The 17,428-nt window shown below is 70.9% G+C and carries 17 protein-coding genes; 12 read left to right on the top strand and 5 right to left on the bottom strand.

The annotated features are described in order from the left end of the window. Positions 1 to 80: 80 nt before the first annotated feature. The 5 genes from QZ483_RS00320 (at position 81) to guaA (ending at position 5,293) form a co-directional block, all read left to right on the top strand. Positions 81 to 1,214: a diguanylate cyclase gene (locus QZ483_RS00320; RefSeq protein WP_297080877.1), complete on the top strand. Its 1,134-nt coding sequence runs from the start codon at positions 81 to 83 to the stop codon at positions 1,212 to 1,214. A gap of 134 nt (positions 1,215 to 1,348) precedes the next feature. Then, a complete protein-coding gene (locus QZ483_RS00315) occupies positions 1,349 to 2,530 on the top strand; it encodes a diguanylate cyclase (protein WP_297080875.1) in 1,182 nt (393 codons plus the stop codon). After that, positions 2,527 to 3,324 carry an SURF1 family protein gene (locus QZ483_RS00310; RefSeq protein ID WP_297080873.1) on the top strand — a complete coding sequence of 266 codons (798 nt, stop codon included), beginning with the start codon at positions 2,527 to 2,529 and terminating at the stop codon, positions 3,322 to 3,324. The genes QZ483_RS00315 and QZ483_RS00310 overlap by 4 nt, the downstream gene beginning before the upstream one ends. Further along, positions 3,321 to 3,719: a DUF3817 domain-containing protein gene (locus tag QZ483_RS00305; protein ID WP_297080871.1), complete on the top strand. Its 399-nt coding sequence runs from the start codon at positions 3,321 to 3,323 to the stop codon at positions 3,717 to 3,719. Before QZ483_RS00310 ends, QZ483_RS00305 begins: the two co-directional genes overlap by 4 nt. Then, positions 3,716 to 5,293 (top strand): glutamine-hydrolyzing GMP synthase, encoded by a 1,578-nt coding sequence (guaA, locus tag QZ483_RS00300; protein WP_297080870.1) that lies wholly within the window; start codon positions 3,716 to 3,718, stop codon positions 5,291 to 5,293. Before QZ483_RS00305 ends, guaA begins: the two co-directional genes overlap by 4 nt. Before the next feature lie 16 nt (positions 5,294 to 5,309). Here guaA and QZ483_RS00295 read toward each other — a convergent pair whose 3' ends face one another. Both QZ483_RS00295 and QZ483_RS00290 read right to left on the bottom strand, forming a co-directional pair. After that, positions 5,310 to 5,693: a hypothetical protein gene (locus QZ483_RS00295; RefSeq protein WP_297080868.1), complete on the bottom strand. Its 384-nt coding sequence runs from the start codon at positions 5,691 to 5,693 to the stop codon at positions 5,310 to 5,312. Further along, entirely contained in the window at positions 5,690 to 7,468 is a 1,779-nt protein-coding gene (locus QZ483_RS00290; protein ID WP_297080866.1) for a PspC domain-containing protein, read from the bottom strand. The genes QZ483_RS00295 and QZ483_RS00290 overlap by 4 nt, the downstream gene beginning before the upstream one ends. Before the next feature lie 181 nt (positions 7,469 to 7,649). Between QZ483_RS00290 and QZ483_RS00285 the strand changes: the two genes are divergently transcribed. The 4 genes from QZ483_RS00285 (at position 7,650) to QZ483_RS00270 (ending at position 10,563) form a co-directional block, all read left to right on the top strand. After that, positions 7,650 to 8,690, top strand: a complete 1,041-nt coding sequence (locus QZ483_RS00285) for a sensor histidine kinase (protein WP_297080863.1) — start codon at positions 7,650 to 7,652, stop codon at positions 8,688 to 8,690. Beyond that, entirely contained in the window at positions 8,687 to 9,337 is a 651-nt protein-coding gene (locus QZ483_RS00280; RefSeq protein ID WP_297080861.1) for a response regulator transcription factor, read from the top strand. The genes QZ483_RS00285 and QZ483_RS00280 overlap by 4 nt, the downstream gene beginning before the upstream one ends. An 87-nt stretch (positions 9,338 to 9,424) precedes the next feature. Continuing rightward, positions 9,425 to 9,958 (top strand): hypothetical protein, encoded by a 534-nt coding sequence (locus QZ483_RS00275; protein ID WP_297080859.1) that lies wholly within the window; start codon positions 9,425 to 9,427, stop codon positions 9,956 to 9,958. 131 nt (positions 9,959 to 10,089) lie between these two features. Continuing rightward, positions 10,090 to 10,563, top strand: a complete 474-nt coding sequence (locus QZ483_RS00270; protein ID WP_297080857.1) for a hypothetical protein — start codon at positions 10,090 to 10,092, stop codon at positions 10,561 to 10,563. Here the strand turns inward: QZ483_RS00270 and QZ483_RS00265 are convergent. Then, positions 10,560 to 11,081, bottom strand: coding sequence for a hypothetical protein (locus QZ483_RS00265; protein WP_297080855.1), 522 nt, complete (start codon positions 11,079 to 11,081; stop codon positions 10,560 to 10,562). The two genes, QZ483_RS00270 and QZ483_RS00265, sit on opposite strands and share 4 nt — an antisense overlap. A gap of 91 nt (positions 11,082 to 11,172) precedes the next feature. Here QZ483_RS00265 and QZ483_RS00260 point away from each other — a divergent pair, with 91 nt between their 5' ends. After that, a complete protein-coding gene (locus QZ483_RS00260; protein ID WP_297080853.1) occupies positions 11,173 to 13,581 on the top strand; it encodes a UvrD-helicase domain-containing protein in 2,409 nt (802 codons plus the stop codon). A 41-nt stretch (positions 13,582 to 13,622) separates the two neighbouring features. Here the strand turns inward: QZ483_RS00260 and QZ483_RS00255 are convergent, their stop codons facing one another. Next, positions 13,623 to 13,757 (bottom strand): hypothetical protein, encoded by a 135-nt coding sequence (locus tag QZ483_RS00255; RefSeq protein ID WP_297080851.1) that lies wholly within the window; start codon positions 13,755 to 13,757, stop codon positions 13,623 to 13,625. A 107-nt stretch (positions 13,758 to 13,864) separates the two neighbouring features. Between QZ483_RS00255 and QZ483_RS00250 the strand changes: the two genes are divergently transcribed. Continuing rightward, the gene (locus QZ483_RS00250) at positions 13,865 to 15,403 is read left to right on the top strand and encodes an HNH endonuclease signature motif containing protein (RefSeq protein WP_297080849.1); all 1,539 of its coding nucleotides are present in this window, start codon (positions 13,865 to 13,867) and stop codon (positions 15,401 to 15,403) included. Between the two features lie 84 nt (positions 15,404 to 15,487). Next, positions 15,488 to 16,441 (top strand): L-lactate dehydrogenase, encoded by a 954-nt coding sequence (locus tag QZ483_RS00245; protein ID WP_297080847.1) that lies wholly within the window; start codon positions 15,488 to 15,490, stop codon positions 16,439 to 16,441. Between the two features lie 30 nt (positions 16,442 to 16,471). Here the strand turns inward: QZ483_RS00245 and QZ483_RS00240 are convergent, their stop codons facing one another. Then, entirely contained in the window at positions 16,472 to 17,416 is a 945-nt protein-coding gene (locus QZ483_RS00240; protein ID WP_297080845.1) for a L,D-transpeptidase, read from the bottom strand. Between the last annotated feature and the right edge of the window lie 12 nt (positions 17,417 to 17,428).

Below are 17,428 nucleotides of genomic sequence, written 5' to 3'. Positions count from 1 at the left end.
GCCGGGGGAGTGGCGCCCGGGGGGAAGCGTCGAGTCACCCTGGGGCGATCCATCGCCGTAGCCGAACCCGAGGGCGCGATATGACCGCGAAGCGAGCACGCGTGCCGTTCTCCCGCGCCGTCATCGGCGTCGTGAACGCCGGTGTCACGCCGCTCGACAGGATGCGCGCGCGGTCAGTGATGGCCGCCAATCGCTTTTTCCTCGTGAGTGCGATCGTGTCCCTGCCCTGGGCGATCGTCATCGCCCTCGCGGATCCGCCCGTCACCGCGGCCGCCGGCCTGACCCACCTCACGATGGTGTGCGTCTGGGTGATCTGCATCGACCTGAACCGCCGCCGGCTGTACCTGTCCGCGACTCTGAGCGGGCTGCTGGTTCCCATCGCCCAGTTCACGTTCCTCGCCTCGGTGTTCTCGATCGACGCTGGTTTCCAGCTTCCGCTGCTCACGGTCGGCGCGATCGCGTTCGTGGTCTTCACCCCGCAGGAGTGGCTCGGCGGCCTGGTCATGACGGTTCTCGCCACGGGCGCCCTGCTGTGGACCTACGGGGGGTCCGCGTTCGACTCCGGAGAGGCGTCAGTCAGCGACGGTCATCTCCGCGGCTTCGCGGTGGCGAACGTGATCCTGGTGGTCGTGATCGTGTCCACGCTGGCGTGGTTCAACAACTACTTCTTCGTGCGCGAGCGCCGCCGCAACGAGCGCCTGCTCGATGAGGCGGAGATTGCCGCGCGGACGGATTCGCTCACCGAGGTGTACAACCGTCGCGGCGTCTCCCCGGTGCTCTCCCAGACCGCGCGAGCGGGCACGTACTGCGTGGCGCTCGCGGACCTCGACCGCTTCAAGCGCATCAACGACCGCCTGGGGCATGGCGCGGGCGACGTGGTGCTGTCGAACGTCGCGAGAACGCTGGTGGCCTCGGTGGGCGATCGGGGCACCGTGGCGCGCTGGGGCGGCGAGGAGTTCCTGGTGGTGCTCCCCGGGATGGAGCTCGACGAGGCGGTGGCGTTCATGGACGAGGCGCGCAAGGCGCTCGAGACCGAGTACCGGTCCGACGGCGTGCTCGAGCGCGTGACCATCTCCGTGGGCGTCGCGCATGCGCCCCGGTACACGAGCAAGGACGAGGTCCTCCGTCTTGCCGACGCCAAGCTCTACGACGCGAAGGCCTCGGGACGCAACATCGTGGTGGGTGCGTCCCTCACTCCACAGCGACGGGGCTGAACCGGCGCCGGCGCCAGCCCACGAGCGCGGGCGTCGACCGTGGCGGTGCCGGCTCCTCGGTAGGCTGGTGATGCTGCAGTGAGGGGGACGCGGGGTGCGGGGGCATCTGCGTGCTGCGGCAGGGGAGGAGAACCATGGGGGCACGGCCTGGCGCCGCCGACGGCGGGCGCCACCTGACCGACGTGGCCGGACGGCTGTTCGACCGTCGGATCGGCAGGCTCGGCGGGGATGCCGGCCGGGCGGTCTCGACCACGCACGCGATCGCGGTGTTCGGCCTCATCATCACGCTGTCCTACACGGCGTTCTTCATCACCTACGACTTCACGACATTCGCGGGCCTGGTCGCGATGAACCTGGGCTTCTCCATCCTGTACGTGCTCGTCATCCTGCTCGCACGCCTGGGTCGCCAGCTGGGCGCCGTGCTCACGATGCTGACGACCGCGATCGTGCAGCTGCTCACCGTCACGTGGTGGGTGGGATGGGAGGCGGGGCTCCACCTCTACCTGCTGCTGGCCGCCCAACTGGTGTTCCTGGTGTTCACGGACCGCCAGCGCGCACTGCGCTGGCTGTACGCCGCCGCCGCGCTTGCGGCCTTCCTGTTCGCGCAGTTCACCATGCCGGCCTCCGAGGGGCGCGGACACATGCCGGAGGTGCTGCTCAACGCACTGCTGTCCGTCAACGCCGTGCTGACGGCCGCCATGCTCTTCTTCCTTGCCGCGTTCGGTCACTTCCGCGGCGAGCAGGCCCGCGCCGAGGCGGCCGAGAACGCGGCTCGCGCCGAGTACCTCGCGAACACCGACGCGCTCACTGGCCTCGCGACTCGCCGACCCGTGATGGAGCGGCTCGAGCTGCTCAGCATGCCCGGCGGCGAGCGATACTCGCTCGCGATCGCGGACCTCGACCACTTCAAGGCGATCAACGACACCTACGGTCACGCAGTGGGCGATCGGGTCCTGGCGGAGGTGGGCGCTCGACTTCGCGGGTGCCTGAGGGTGTCCGACACTGTGGGACGCTGGGGCGGTGAGGAGTTCATCTTCGTCCTGCCCGAGGCCACCCTGGGCGACGCGACCATCATGATGGAGAGGGTGCGCTCGAAGGTGGGTGCGGAGCCCATCGCGTGCGACGGCCACGAGCTCGCGATCACGGTGTCGATCGGTCTCACCGACGGCGACTACGAGGGCACGGCCGACCACGCGATCCGGCGCGCGGACGACGCTCTCTACCAGGCCAAGACCGCGGGCCGCGATCGCGTCAGCGTGGTCAAGGCCTCCGCGCCACAGCCCTCAGAGCCGCGCTCGCGCCGCCGAGGCTCATGACAGGACGACCCGAGGCCGCGCCCGCCCGTGTCCGCTGGTCCCGTGTCGCGCCGGCGCTGGCGCTGGCGACGGCCGCGTTCGTGGTCTGCGGTGCCCTGGGCCTGTGGCAGTGGAACCGCGCGTCGGAGCAGGGCGAGGTGCGCAGCCCGGACCCGGCCGTGCCCATCGCGGCGATCGTCGAACCGGCCTCGAACGCCGGACCCGGCATCGGCCGGGCGGTGTGGACGGAAGGGGAGTGGGCCGACGAGGACGTGGCGCTGGTTCCCGACCGCGAGGTCGACGGCGAGGCGGCCGTGCTGGTGGTCCGCGCGTTCCGGGTCAGCGCCGACGCGTCCGGCACGGGGCAGGAGGCGACGCTCCCCGTGATCGTGGGGTGGCTCGCGCCCGAGGACGTCGACGCGTTCGACACCGCTGCTGGGCAGGCGTCCAGGGTCGAGGGCTACCTCCAGTCGAGCGAGGGCGCCGCGCCGGTGGCCCCGCCTGAGCAGGCGCCGCCCGACGGGGCCTTCTGGTCGTCGGGGCTGTCCCCCGCCGTGCTCGCCCAGACGTGGGAGAGCCCGCTGTACTCGGCGCTTCTCGCCTCGTCCGAGGCGGAGCAGGGCACGCGGGCGCTCCCGTCGCCGGAGCCCGAGTGCAGCCTCGACTTCCGTTCGCTGACGTACGCGCTCGAGTGGTGGCTGTTCGGCGCGTTCTTCGTGTTCATCTCGGCACGGTGGATACGCGACAATGGGCGGGCAGCGCCCGCGTCCGACGCGGCTGCCGCGCCAGACGAGCCCCACGGAGGATCCGCGTGACCGAACCCGCAGCCGACTCGACCGCTCCGGAAGCCGCCCAGAGCGCGCCCTCGACCCGCGCATCGGCCGTGACTGCAGGCGCCCTGCTGCGCTACCGCGTGATGGCGATCGTCACCGGCGTGCTGCTCATCGTCGTCTTCGCCGGAATGCTGCGCTACGTGGGGGTCTTCGAGGCCACCGAGAGCGTCGAGACCGGGCTCGGGATCCTCGCGCAGGTCCACGGCTTCGTCTACATCGTCTACGTCGCGACGGTCCTGCAGCTGTGGATGCAGGCGCGGTGGGGCTACGGACGCCTCGCGACCATGTTCCTGGGCGGCATCGTGCCGGTGCTGTCCTTCGTCATCGAGCGCCGCGTGACCACCGAGGTCCGCGCGTCCCAGTCCCAGGAAGGATGAGCGTGAGCCCGACTCAGCACCGCCCCGTCCTGGTCGTCGACTTCGGCGCCCAGTACGCCCAGCTCATCGCCCGCCGCGTGCGCGAGGCGAGCGTGTACTCGGAGATCGTGCCGCACTCGATGAGCGTCGAGGACATGCTCGCCAAGGATCCGGCGGCGATCATCCTGTCGGGTGGACCGTCGTCGGTCTACGCCGACGGCGCCCCCTCCGTGGACCGCGCGCTGTTCGCTGCCGGGGTCCCCGTGATGGGGATCTGCTACGGCTTCCAGGCGATGGCCGCCGCCCTGGGTGGCACGGTCGCGCAGACCGGTCTGCGCGAGTATGGGCGCACCACGGCAACGGTGGCCGATGCGGGCACGGCTCTCGCGGGAAGCCCGGCCGAGCAGCAGGTGTGGATGAGTCACGGCGACGCCGTGCACGCTGCGCCGGAGGGCTTCCGCGTCCTCGCCACGACCGAGGGCGCCCCCGTCGCCGCGTTCGAGAACCTCGAGCTGCGCATGTGCGGGACCCAGTGGCACCCCGAGGTCAAGCACTCGCCGCTGGGCCAGGCCGCGATCGAGAACTTCCTCTACGAGGTGGCCGGGCTCGAGCCCGACTGGACCAGCGAGAACGTCATCGACGAGCAGGTCGAGCGCATCCGCGCGCAGGTGGGCGACAAGCGGGTGATCTGCGCGCTGTCCGGCGGCGTGGACTCGGCGGTCGCGGCCGCCATCGTGCAGCGCGCGGTGGGCGATCAGCTCACGTGCATCCACGTCGACCACGGCCTCATGCGGGCTGGCGAGGTCGAGCAGATCGAGAAGGACTTCGTCGCCTCGACGGGAGTCCGGCTGATCATCCGCGACGAGAAGGAGCGGTTCCTCAGCGCGCTCGCGGGCGTGTCGGAGCCCGAGGAGAAGCGCAAGATCATCGGGCGCGAGTTCATCCGCGTGTTCGAGGACGCCGCGCGTCAGGTGGTCGAGGAGGCCGGCGCTCACGGCGAGCAGGTCGAGTTCCTGGTCCAGGGCACGCTGTACCCGGACGTGGTCGAGTCGGGTGGCGGCGAGGGCGCCGCGAACATCAAGAGCCACCACAACGTGGGGGGCCTGCCCGACGACCTGCAGTTCTCGCTCGTCGAGCCCCTGCGCACGCTGTTCAAGGACGAGGTCCGCGCGGTGGGTCGCGAGCTCGGCATCCCCGAGGACATCGTCGGCCGGCAGCCGTTCCCGGGTCCGGGCCTCGGCATCCGCATCATCGGTGAGGTCACGTGGGATCGGCTCGAGACGCTCCGCCGGGCGGACGCGATCGCGCGCGAGGAGCTCACGAAGGCCGGGCTGGACCAGGAGATCTGGCAGTGCCCGGTGGTGCTGCTGGCCGACGTTCGCTCCGTGGGCGTGCAGGGTGACGGCCGCACCTACGGCCACCCGATCGTGCTGCGACCGGTGTCCTCGGAGGACGCGATGACCGCGGACTGGTCACGCCTGCCGTACGAGGTGCTCGCGCACATCTCGAACCGCATCACCAACGAGGTGCCCGAGGTCAACCGCGTGACGCTCGACGTCACGAGCAAGCCGCCGGGCACCATCGAGTGGGAGTGAGGCGGGCGGGCCGAGGTCAGCCCTTCGGCTGATCGTCGGCGCCGGGCCCGTCTCCGGAGGCCTCGCCTGCGTCCTCGAGCGACGCGTCTGTGTCGTCCGAGCCCTCCGTGGAGTCGTCGGGCGCGTCATCGCTCGGCGGCGTGGCGCGCATCGGCTCCTCGACCACCGGCGTCGTGGCGGCACGGACGTCGCGCTGGCGGCCGAGGCCGCGCAGCATGCCGGCGAGCAGCAGCCACCCTCCGACGGCGCCGAGCGTGATGATCGCCGCCAGCTCGAGGTCGATGTCGTATCCGGAGAACGCGGCGATGAGGAGGCCGCCCGCCCCGGCGACGAGCAGTCCCCAGACGGCCGATGCGATCCTCTGCCCCGCGCGACGGCGCGGCTCTGCGGTGGTGATCATGGCTGGACCTCCTCGATGAAGACGGCGGCGCTCTCGCCGGTGGCGGCGATCGTGACGACCGGTTCGCCCGGATTGGTGGCGCGGAGCTGTTCGGTCGGGTCGGACGCCGAGTCCGCTCCGCTCCATTCCGCCGGCCAGGCGTCGCACGCCAGGTCGCGCTGCTCCCACACGAGGTGGACGTAGTCCTCGGCGGTGACGATGACGCCTGTGCCCGCGGGAACCTCGAGGCGCGTGGCACCCGCACCGGCGGTGATCGTCACGTCTTCGGTGACGCCATCGAGGCGAATGCGCGACTGGCCGGCGCCGTTCCATGCGCTCGCGTCGCTGACCGATGCGGGATCGTCGGATGAGGACAGGGCCCAGCAGCCTTCGCCCACGTAGATCCGCGAGTAGTCGTCGACGAAGCTGGCCGTCGCGTCGAAGGGCTCCTCGGCCTCGGCCTCCGTCATCTCGACGTCGGGCTCGGTGTCCTGAGCGCCGTCGTCCCAGAAGTCGCCGGTGGCCCACGGCTGGTCGGTGTCTGCGTAGTCTCGCCGAATCTCATCCGCGTTGGCGGTCAGCACCAGGCTGACGAGGACGGCGACCACGGACAGGAAGCCCAGGAGGCCGAACCGGCGACCGGAGATCGCCACGACTACGAGGATCGCGCCCAGGCCCACGGTCAGGCAGGCGCCCCAGGCGAGCGGCGGCGCCACGGCGAGCTCGCCGGCGCGCATGATGCCGAACACGATGGCGGCAGACAGGACCATGACTCCCAGGAACGCCAGGTACGCGCCCTTGCCCGGTCCGGGCACCCGGGGCGGCCGCGGCGGCGCGGGCGGGCGCGGAGGCTGCGGCGGCGCGGAGTACGAGGGCGGCGGCGGCACGAGGCCGGCCGCCGGCTGCGGCGCTGCAGGCGCACTGGCCGGCGGGCGCGGGACTGCGCGGCTGGACGGAGCGGCGCCGGCGCGCGGGTCGCCGGGAAGCAGCGCGGGCTCCCAGGGCTGAGGAGCGCCCGTCGCTGGCGCAGCGGGAGTCCCCTGGCCGGCGGCGCCGACCGCGACGGCAGTAGTGCCGAGCGCTGCCGCAGCGGCCGCGGTGCTCGGGTTTGCCGGGTCGTCGGTCGACGGGTCGCCGGTTGTCGGGTCCTGCGGGCTCTCGTGCGCCGCGTCGTCGGTGGCTGCGGACGATGGCGCCGCGCCTTCTGCTGCACCAGGAGCCGCGCCCGGTGCACCCGGTGCGCCCGGTGCGCCCGGGGCCCCCGGACCACCCGGTGCGCCGTTGCCGGATGCCCGGCGCGATCGACGCACGAGCACCACGACGAGAACGGCCACGCCCGCGAGGAGGGCCAGCGGCACCAGCACGGCGAACACGCCGAAGACGCTGCCGATGCGCCCGGTGACGCCTCCACCCGCGGAGTCGAACAGGTCGCCTGCGTTCCAGATCGAGAACACGGGGCCCCAGTCGAGAGCGCCGAACCCGAGGAGCGTCATGACGCCGATCCCGAGCAGGGCCCCGACGTTGGTGACGCCGCGGCCGAAGTTCTGGATGATGATCGCGCCGCGGCGATCGGGCAGCAGGCCCCACGCGGCGGCGTAGGCCAGCAGGACCAGGCCCGGGAAGATGAAGCCCGCGAGCACGGTCAGCAGGCGCGCCGGCACGGCAGCGAGGCCCACACGCTCACCAAGACCCTCGACCACGCCGCCGAGCACGCCGTGCTCGCCTCGGGTCAGTCGCCATCCGCGGATGGCGGTGAAGAATGCGGCCTCCTTGGGGGGCTGCGGCGCGTCGGTCATGGCACTCCTCGTCTGTCCTGGTGCCGCACACGGGTGCGGCGCTGATCCCAGTCTCGGAGGTGGTGCCCGTCCACCGCTATGAGGTACCACCCTGATTGACACCCTGACCTTGGTGCGGGAGCGCCCCTGAGATCCGTCCCCACCACCTCGGCACCGCCTGCCCTTGTGTGACGATGTCTCCATGACCACGAGCGAAACGCCTGCTCGCCGCGTCCACGGGCCGCTCGCGAGCCCGCTCGCGCGCCGCCGCGGCGTGCCCTCGGTGTGGCTCGTGCTCGGCGGCCTCGCGCTGCTGATCGTCGCGGGCGTCATGGCGGTCGACCGCTGGGGCACCGGGGAGCTCGCGCCGTGGGTGATCCCGCTCGTCGTCTTCCTGGCGGCGCTGGGCCTAGTGTGGAGTCCGCTCGACGGCGCCTTCGGCCAGGACGCTCGTCGGCTCGACGTGTCGGGGATGCTCCGCCGGGATGCGTGGCTCCGGCTGCTGGTGGGCCTGGCGCTCGGCGTCGCGGCGCTGTGGTGGTTCGCGGCCTGGGAGTTCACGGACAACGCGGTGGCCCGCGCCATCATCACGCCGGCGGTGGTCGTCGTCGGCATCGGGCTGCTGCTGTCGCCCTGGTGGCTGCGGCTGATCCGCCAGGTGTCGGTCGAGCGCGAGGAGCGGATTCGGGAGCACGAGCGAGCCGAGATCGCCGCGCATCTGCACGACTCGGTGCTCCAGACGCTGACCATGATTCGTGCTCGCGCGAGCGATCCCGACGTGGTGGCGCGGCTCGCCCGCGCGCAGGAGCGCGACCTGCGCACCTACCTCTACCAGGACTCCCGCTCTCCCGACGAGTCTGTGGCGACCGCGCTCGCCGACGCGGTGGGCGAGGTGGAGGACGTGCACGGCGTGGCTGTCGACATCGTCAGCGTGGGCGACGCCCCGACCGACGAGGCGCTGTGGGCGGCGGTGCAGGCCACGCGCGAGGCGGTCTCGAACGCCGCACGCCACGGCGAGCAGCCCATCTCCGTCTACGCGGAGCTCACCGCGGACGGGTACGAGGTGTTCGTGCGCGATTCCGGGCCCGGCTTCGACCCGGATGAGGTGCCTGAGGACCGGCTCGGCATTCGCCAGTCGATCGTGGGACGCGTGGGGCGGCACGGCGGCACCGCAGAGGTGCGCAGTGCGCGAGGCGACCGAACCGAAGTGACGATCAGAATGCCGAGAGAGGTGCGCAGATGAGCGTGTCAGTGGTGATCGTGGACGACCACGACGTGATCAGGGTGGGGGTGCGGGAGTCGCTCGACGACGACATCGTCGTGCTCGGCGAGGCCCGCGACGTCGAGTCGGCGATCGCGGAGGTCCTCGACCGTCGCCCCGAGGTGGTGATCCTCGACGTGCACCTGCCCGGCGGCCAGGGTGGCGGCGCGATCGACGTGCTCGAGGGCATCAAGGGCCGGGTGGAGGGCACCCGGGTTCTCGCGCTGTCCGTGTCGGACTCCGCCGAGGACGTCGTATCGGTGATCCGCGCAGGCGCGCGCGGGTACGTGACCAAGTCGATCTCGGGTCCGGACCTGTCCGATGCGGTGAGGAGGGTCGCGTCTGGCGACGCGGTGTTCTCGCCGCGCCTCGCCGGCTTCGTGCTCGACGCCTTTGGTGCGGCCGGCGGGGAGGTGGCGAGCGCGGATGAGGACCTCGACAAGCTCACCGCTCGCGAGCAGGAGGTGATGCGACTGATCGCGCGCGGCTACACGTATCGCGAGGTGGGCGAGAAGCTCTTCATCTCGATCAAGACGGTGGAGACGCACGTGGGCAAGGTGCTCCACAAGCTTCAGCTGACCAACCGCCACGAGCTCGCCCACTGGGCGGCTCAGCGCCGGATCGTGTGAATTCGCGACCGGGAAGGCCAGGTCACAGAGTGGTGAACTTTCTCCTCCCGGCTCGCCGGAACGGGCGATATGTGGAGAAGATGACGTATGAGCATGCACCTGGGGGAACGCAGTGAGGCACGTCGACTGAGGTCCACGCTGCCGCCGCTCGAGCCGGAGCCGACGGCACGGCGCACGTACCGAGCCATGCTCGAGCGCCAGATCCAGCCCGTGATGTACGGATGGGGATTCGACGGGTCCGACGAGCAGTACCGCTTCCCGAGCGAGGTGTGGCACCTACTCGTGGGCTTCGCTCCCATGGCGTGGAGCACCGTGGGCGCGGTGCGCTTCGAGGTCGGTGTGCTCGCCGTGCCACGCGAGGTGTGGAGCCAGTGGCGTGCCAATGAGCCCGCTCTCCCTGAGGAGCCGAATCCGACGGTCTACTACGCGCACGACGCCACGGCCTCGGGCGGCCTCGCCGCGCCTCTGCGCGAGCTCGCGGGCGAGTCCGGCGACGTCCGATGGTCGGTGCATGCGAACGCCGATCCGGCCCCCACGGCCGCGGCGGTGCTCGGGGCGATCAGGAGGCACGTCCTGCCCGCGTTCGCGGGCCGGTCTGAGGCGCCGCCGATCGCGGTCTGACGTCACCTGCGCCGCTCGACAGTCGCGGTGGCGGCGGCATACCCTTCACCGCTTGCACTCCGGAGGGTTTGGGGTAGTTTGTGCCTCCAGGAGCGGGTGCGAAGCGGACACACCCGGACAGGATGGCGACGATGGCGGGCCTCTCGGGAGGTCAGACGGACGAGGACGCGCGCCTGCGCGCGCTCGCGTTCTGGGTGGGCCACCACCAGGCCGGCGCCCCCGCCCCGCGGATCGGTCCCCCGCAGGCGACCGCCGCATCGGCCCCTGCTCCGCGCGACCCGGCCGTCGCATCGGCTCCCCTGGGGTCCTCGCCGTCCGACAAGGCCGAGCGTGCCGCGGCACGGGAGCAGCGCATCGGCGAGCTGGCGGCGATGGTTCCTCAGCTCAAGGTCATGTCTACCGACCGCCGCGCGCCGGTGCGCGCGACCGTCGCACGGTGCTTCGGCATCCTCGCCACCGCCGGCCGCGCGCCCGCCGACCGGGAGGTGTGGCGACTGCTGCTCGGGCTCGCGAAGTACGACGACGAGCCCGAGGTGCGTGCCGCGGCAGAAGCCGCGCTGGCCGCGCTCGAGAAGCACGGGACCGTGGCGCTCCAAGCGTCCTAGCCGATCTCGGCGAGCGCCCGCTCCGCCTCGAGGCTCTGCTTGAGCTGCGCGTCCGTCAAGGTCCAGAGGGTCAGCTCGTGGCGGATGGGCGTCGCCGCAGAGATGTCGACGTCCGCCTTCACCGCTGCCTCGAGCCCGGTGATGGTGACGCCGGAGACGACCATGAGGTGACCGTCGTCGAACGACCAGTGCGCCGAGCAGCGCATGTCGCGACCGGGGGCGACGCCCTGCGAGCAGAGGCTGTCCGCCGCGGGCGCGGCGCCGAGGCCGGCCTCGAGGTCGGCGACGACCCGGTCGAAGCGCGTGGTGAGCCCGTCGGTCTCGACGAACTCCCAGCACCGCAGGGGCGCGTCGGCACCGCCATCCCAGTCCTCGAGGAGCTCCGAGCAGTCGACCGCCGTGATCTCGGGGTCCGATGGCTCCCAGCCGTCGAGCGACTGGGCGGCCTCGGGGGCATCCGCGGAGCATCCGGCGAGGAGGGCGGCGGCGATCAAGCCGAGGGGGACGAGCGTGCGCATGGCCTGACCCTACTGAGGGCGGCGGTGCACGCCGGGAAGGATGTCGCGACCGTCGGCGGGTGTCCGCCCCACCGCCTAGACTCGTCGGGTCATGGACGCGCTCTTCGATATCTCCGACGGCTCCCCCGCGACCCCTCAGGCGGCCGCCCACTCCGCGCTGGTGGAGGGCCTCAATCCCTCGCAGGCGGAGGCGGTCCTGCACCACGGCGAGGCGCTGCTGATCATCGCCGGCGCGGGGTCGGGCAAGACCCGCGTGCTGACGCATCGCATCGCCCACCTGCTCGAGTCCGGTCGCGCCCGCCCGCACGAGATCCTCGCGATCACCTTCACCAACAAGGCGGCGGGGGAGATGCGCGAGCGCGTGGCGGCGCTGGTGGGGCCCGAGGGCCGGCACATGTGGGTCGCCACCTTCCATAGTGCGTGCGTGCGCATCCTGCGCCGCGACTACGAGGCAGCCGGCCTGAAGTCGACCTTCTCGATCTACGACTCCGCGGACTCCCAGAACCTCATGAAGCTGGTCATGAAGGAGCTGGACATCGACCCCAAGAAGTTCACGGCGAAGGCGCTGCTGAACCGCATCGGGACGTACAAGGACGAGCTCATCGACCCTGCGACGGCACTTGCCGGGTCTGAGATGGCGAGTCGGTTCACGATCGAGCACGCGGCGGGGCGCGCGTATGGCGAGTACCAGCGGCGCCTCGAGGCCGCGAACGCCGTCGACTTCGACGACATCATCGTGAAGACGGTGCGGCTGCTGCAGGAGAACCCGCAGATCGCGCGCGAGTACCGCGAGCGCTTCCGTCACATCCTGGTGGACGAGTACCAGGACACCAACCACGCGCAGTACGTGCTGGTGCGCGAGCTCGTGGGGCCCGCAGACGACGCCAGCCTGCCGCCCGGCGAGCTCACCGTCGTGGGTGACGCGGACCAGTCCATCTACGCCTTCCGCGGCGCCACGATCCGGAACATTTTGGAGTTCGAGAAGGACTACCCCAACGCGCACATCGTGCGCCTCGAGCAGAACTATCGCTCGACGCAGAACATCCTGTCCGCCGCGAACGCGGTGATCGCGAACAACGAGGGCCGCCCGCCCAAGAACCTCTGGACCGATGCCGGTGCCGGGGAGCGCATCCAGGGATACGCCGGCGAGAACGAGCAGGAGGAGGCGCAGTACATCGCGGACGAGATCGCGCGGTTGATTGCCGCCGGCGAGGTCGCGCCCGCCGATGTCGCGGTCATGTACCGCGCGAACGCTCAGTCCCGCGCGATCGAGGAGCGCTTCATGCGCGCGGACGTGCCGTACAAGGTCGTGGGCGGCACGCGCTTCTACGAGCGCAAGGAGATCAAGGACATGCTCGCCTACCTGGCGGCTGTCGTGAACGAGGATGACGACGTCGCGACGCGGCGCATCATCAACACGCCCAAGCGGGCGATCGGCGATACGTCCGTGGAGGCGGTCGACAGGCTGCGGCGCAGCCTGGGGACGGCCGATGCGCCCGTCAGTTTCGGGGTCGCGTTGCGGTCCGCGTCGGAGGCAGGGCTGCAGGCGCGCGCGGTGCGCGCGATCGAGCAGTTCGTCGCGCTCATGGATGACCTCCGCGCGCTGGCGAGGGACAACGGTCCGGCCGGCGTCCTGGACGCGATTGCTGACCGGTCCGGGATGCTTGCGGCCTACCGCGCTTCCGAGGACCCGCAGGACGCGTCGCGCGTCGAGAACATCATGGAGCTCGTGTCCGTGGGTCGCGAGTTCTCGGAGGAGAATCCCGACGGCACCCTGCCGGACTTCCTCGAGAAGGTCGCTCTGGTGGCCGATGCCGACCAGCTTCCGGACGCGGACGGCAGCGGCGGCGTGGTCACGCTGATGACGCTGCACACCGCCAAGGGCCTCGAGTTCCCGGTCGTCTTCCTCACCGGCATGGAGGACGGGACCTTCCCGCACATGCGGTCCATCGAGTCCGGCGCCCCCAAGGACATGGAGGAGGAGCGCCGCCTCGCGTACGTGGGTCTCACGCGTGCGCGCGAGCGGCTGTACCTCACGCGCGCGCAGATGCGCGCGAGCTGGGGTGCGCCCCAGTATTTCGGGGCGTCGCGCTTCTGCGAGGAGATCCCGTCCGAGCTCATCGAGTGGAAGGTCTCCGAGACCACGATGTCCTCGCTGCGCGCGCGGTCCGACCGGAGGGGGTCGTCGTCGTGGTCGTCCGGGGGATGGGGCTCGGGTGGATCTGGCGGCTCCTACGGAGGCTCTCAGGACCGCGATGACGGCAACACCTACGCCAAGGCGGGGGCCGTTCGCTCCCGCCGCGTGCCGCCCTCGCCGCCCGGCGCATCGGCCGGCGATGTGGGCTTCGAGGCCGGCGAGCGCGTGCTGAGCGACAAGTTCGGGATGGGCAAGGTCGTGGGCACCGAGGGCTCGGGCCGCAACGCGGTCGCGGTCGTCGACTTCGGTGACGCGGGCGTGAAACGCCTGGTGCTGCGGTTCAACTCGCTCGAGAAGCTCTAGCGCCCGGGGCATCCCGGGCCCGTGGGCGGCGATCTCGGCACTCAGGCATCGGGGAGCGGGTTCGAGCTCTCGATGGGTCGCAGCGGCTGGATGGTCGCTGACGAGTGGTGCCTCCGCGTCGAGATGTACGCCATGTACGCCGAGCGCGACGTCGCGACCAGCGAGAATCTCGGCACTGACGTCACATCCATGTGCCTGGAGGCAGCTGGCGTCCGGTCTCGCGTCTCCCTGGTGGGTTGCCGGGCTGCCGCTCGATGTCAGAGGTCGATGGTGGGATGTTCCCATGACGGTTTCGACGGCAGATCTCGAGCGGCTTGTCTCGCTGCTGAGCGCTGTCGCGTCCGAGGACATCTCGGGGCTGTCGAGGGCGGCGCTGGTGGACCGCCTCGAGTGGGTGGGCAAGGTGTCTCGCACGGTGGGGGCGGTCGAAGCCCGCTATGCCGGCGAGGTGGCCCGGCGCACGGATCCCGACTTGCCGGGTGGGGGTCTCGCCCGAGGGGAGGGCCACGGGGATGCGCCCACGATGTTCTCGAAGTTTCAGGGCGGGACGGTGCCGCGCGCGCGGTCGACGGTGGAGGCGGGGGATGCATTCACGCCGATCGAGGACAATTCCGCCCCGATCGCGGAGCCCTCGGCTTCGACTGAACCCCAGCAGGCGCCCGCGGCGAAGACGCGGCCCAAGTATCCGCTCGTGGCGGGCGCGCAGATGGTCGGGGATCTGGCGGTGGAGGCCGCTGCGGCGATCGTGAAGGGGCTCAACGAGCTCGCAGGCCGGGTATCGAATGAGGCGCTGACCGAGCTCGAGACGCGGTTCGTGAACAAGGCCCGCACGCTCAATGTCGCTGGCGTGAAGCGCATGGTGGCACGCGCGGTCGCGAGAGTCGATGTCGAGGAGCACCGCAAGCGCGAGCAGGTCAACCACGAGCAGCGGTACTTCTGGTGGAAGCAGGACCACACCGGCAAGGTGGTCTTCCACGGTGAGATGGATGCCGTCACCGCGGCCCCGATCCTGACGGTGCTGGAGCAGATGGCCACTCTGCAGGTCCGCCAGCAGTCGCGGCCGGACCAGTTCCACGAGACTGCTGGCGACGGGGAGGTCGTCGAGCGCCGCACGATCGGGCAGATCCGCGCCGACGCGCTGCACGATCTCGCCCGCCACGCGCTGGACTGCGAGGGCACCCAGAAGTCCGGTGTGCGTACCTCGCTGGTCATTCGGATGACGCGCGAGCAGGCCGCGACCGGCGAGGGGCTGGCCTCGATCGACGGCATCGCCACGCCTGTCTCGGCGCGCGAGGCCATGCGCCTGGCCGGCGACGCCTGCACCATCCCCGAAGTCGTCGATCGCGATGGAACGGTGCTCAACTGGGGCAGACGCAAACGGCTGTTCACCGGCGCTCAACGCACCGCGCTGCTGGGGCGCGACGGCGGCTGCGCCAGGTGTCATGCCCCGCCTGAACACTGCGAGTCCCATCACATCGTGTTCTGGGCGATGGGCGGGCGCTCCGACCTTGAGAACGGCGTCATGCTGTGCACGCGATGTCACCACGACATCCACACCCAGGGGTGGCAGGTCGCCGTCACTGCCGGACGCGTGCACTTCGTCCCGCCCGCACACCTCGACCCGACGCGAACACCCCAACCGGGCGGTGACGCCGTCTTCGACATCGACCTGGGTGGCATCCACCTGCTCGGGAACGAGCCATTGCCGCCCGTGACCCCCGAGGATGAGGCCTTCATCCGTGCGCTCGACCGCGAGGCCTGGGCCCTCGAGGATGCGTGGCACGCGGCGCACCCGAACGCGACCGAGATCATGTGTGCGTAGACGCTGGTCCGGCGGGCATCAGCCCGGGCGGTGTGACGGCCGTCCCGCTAGGCTGGCGAGGTCACCCCGACTGCTGGAGGAATAGTGGAAGCCAAGACCTCGAAGGTGTCCATCGTCGGCGCGGGCGCCGTCGGTGCAACCCTGGCCTATGCAGGCCTGATGCGCGGTTTCGCGCGGACCGTCGCTCTGTACGACATCAACAAGGCCAAGGTCGAGGCGGAGGCTCTCGATCTCGCTCAGGGCATCCAGTTCATGCCCGAGGCGACGGTGCTGGGATCGGACGACATCAGCGTGGTCGAGGGGTCGGACGTCGTGGTCATCACCGCCGGAGCCAAGCAGCAGCCCGGCCAGTCGCGTATGGACCTCGCGGGTGCCACGATCTCGCTCATGGACAAGGTCCTGCCGCCGTTGATCAAGGCCGCGCCGAACGCGATCTACATCCTCGTCACCAACCCTGTGGACGTCGTGACGCTCGCCGCGATCAAGAAGTCCGGTATGGATCCGGCGCAGATGTTCGGCTCAGGCACGGCGCTCGACACCTCGCGTCTCCGCCACCAGATCGCGGCGAAGTGCGACGTGGCCGTGGGCAACGTCCACGCGTACATCGCGGGCGAGCACGGCGACTCCGAGGTGGCGCTGTGGTCCTCGGCAACGATCGGTGGCCAGCCGCTCACGGAGTGGCGCGGCCGCGACGGCGAAGTCGTGATGACCGAGGAGGTGCGGGAGCAGATCCACCACGACGTCATGCGATCCGCCTACACGATCATCGAGGGCAAGGGCGCGACCAACTACGCGGTCGGCGCGGCCGGCGCGCGCATTGTGGAGGCCGTGCTGGGCGACCAGCGGCGCATCATGCCGGTCTCCACGCTCATCGACTACCCCAATGTGGGCGAGGTCTGCATGTCTCTGCCCGCCGTGATCGGCCGCAACGGCATCGAGCACCACGCCGTGACGCCCATGGACGCTGCCGAGGAGGCCGCGCTCGAGGCGTCGGCCCGCTCGATCCGCGAGACCGCGGAGCGGTTCGGAGCGGTCTAGGCCCCGTTCGCGAGTGGGAGCGGCGAACCGTCAGGCCGAGCGCGACTGCGAGACGATGACCGGGGTGCCCACGGGAGCGGCGGCTCCCAGGTCGAGCGCGACAGCGTTCGGGACGCGGATGCAGCCGTTCGACACCGCCTGACCCACGAGATCGGGCTGGTTGGTGCCGTGCACGGCGATCTGTGGCGGCCCGCCGTTGAACTCCTCCAGGACCTCGGAGAAGCCGTTGAGCCCGAGCGCGTATGCGCCGTAGACGCCGGTGTCGTTGGTGCTGAAGTCCAGCGGATCCGTGACCCAGAAGGTCCCGAGCGGCGTGGGTGATTCGTCCGCCCCGATGACCACGGCGCTGGTCAGGACAACCTCCGCGCCATCCACCAGCTCCAGCTCCCGCTCGTCGAGGTAGATGTGGATCGCCATGTCTGTGGAGGTGACGGTCACGTCGTCGGCTCGCACCCATGAGCGCTCGTGATTGGGGGCGCCGATGCCCTCGACCTCGATCCACATGGCGCCGTCGATCTCCACGGAGTCGAACCCCAGCAGCGTCGTGGGCGACCCGTACAGTGACCACTCGCTGAGCTCTCCGCTCGGCTCCTGGTCACCAGCGTTCGCGAAGATCGCGATCGGAGCTCCCGTGGTCTGGACGACCATCTCGCCGGGCGCGATGCCCGCCTCTGACGAGGTCGCCGAAGGCGATGGCGATGGCGTGGTGGACGGCGCTGGCGTCGCTGGGGACGTGGACGGCGTGCCCGACGCCTGGACGTCGTCGTCGGGCCGCGGCCAGAACACGATGGCGACCACCGCGACAGCCGCGGCGACGGCGGCGGCGACGATCGCGGCCACGAGCGCCCGGTTGCGCTGCTTGGGCTCGGTGGCCGTGGGCTCGGTGGCCGTGGGCTCGGTCGCCGCGGGCTTGTCCGCGGGCACACTGTCCGCGGGCTCGTCGGCGGCCGCTGCGGAGTTCACATCGGAGGGCACCGGACAAGGGTA

The sequence above is a fragment of the uncultured Demequina sp. genome (genome assembly GCF_913055775.1).
GTDB lineage: Bacteria > Actinomycetota > Actinomycetes > Actinomycetales > Demequinaceae > Demequina.
This window is presented reverse-complemented; position numbering and strand designations above follow the sequence as displayed.

Coding starts and splice junctions, on each gene's coding strand:
- QZ483_RS00280 (WP_297080861.1), top strand. CDS start 8,687: ATGAGCGTGTCAGTGGTGATCGTGGACGACCACGACGTGATCAGGGTG.
- QZ483_RS00285 (WP_297080863.1), top strand. CDS start 7,650: ATGACCACGAGCGAAACGCCTGCTCGCCGCGTCCACGGGCCGCTCGCG.
- QZ483_RS00260 (WP_297080853.1), top strand. CDS start 11,173: ATGGACGCGCTCTTCGATATCTCCGACGGCTCCCCCGCGACCCCTCAG.
- QZ483_RS00290 (WP_297080866.1), bottom strand. CDS start 7,468: ATGACCGACGCGCCGCAGCCCCCCAAGGAGGCCGCATTCTTCACCGCC.
- QZ483_RS00250 (WP_297080849.1), top strand. CDS start 13,865: ATGACGGTTTCGACGGCAGATCTCGAGCGGCTTGTCTCGCTGCTGAGC.
- guaA (WP_297080870.1), top strand. CDS start 3,716: ATGAGCGTGAGCCCGACTCAGCACCGCCCCGTCCTGGTCGTCGACTTC.
- QZ483_RS00275 (WP_297080859.1), top strand. CDS start 9,425: ATGAGCATGCACCTGGGGGAACGCAGTGAGGCACGTCGACTGAGGTCC.
- QZ483_RS00320 (WP_297080877.1), top strand. CDS start 81: ATGACCGCGAAGCGAGCACGCGTGCCGTTCTCCCGCGCCGTCATCGGC.
- QZ483_RS00315 (WP_297080875.1), top strand. CDS start 1,349: ATGGGGGCACGGCCTGGCGCCGCCGACGGCGGGCGCCACCTGACCGAC.
- QZ483_RS00295 (WP_297080868.1), bottom strand. CDS start 5,693: ATGATCACCACCGCAGAGCCGCGCCGTCGCGCGGGGCAGAGGATCGCA.
- QZ483_RS00265 (WP_297080855.1), bottom strand. CDS start 11,081: ATGCGCACGCTCGTCCCCCTCGGCTTGATCGCCGCCGCCCTCCTCGCC.
- QZ483_RS00270 (WP_297080857.1), top strand. CDS start 10,090: ATGGCGGGCCTCTCGGGAGGTCAGACGGACGAGGACGCGCGCCTGCGC.
- QZ483_RS00310 (WP_297080873.1), top strand. CDS start 2,527: ATGACAGGACGACCCGAGGCCGCGCCCGCCCGTGTCCGCTGGTCCCGT.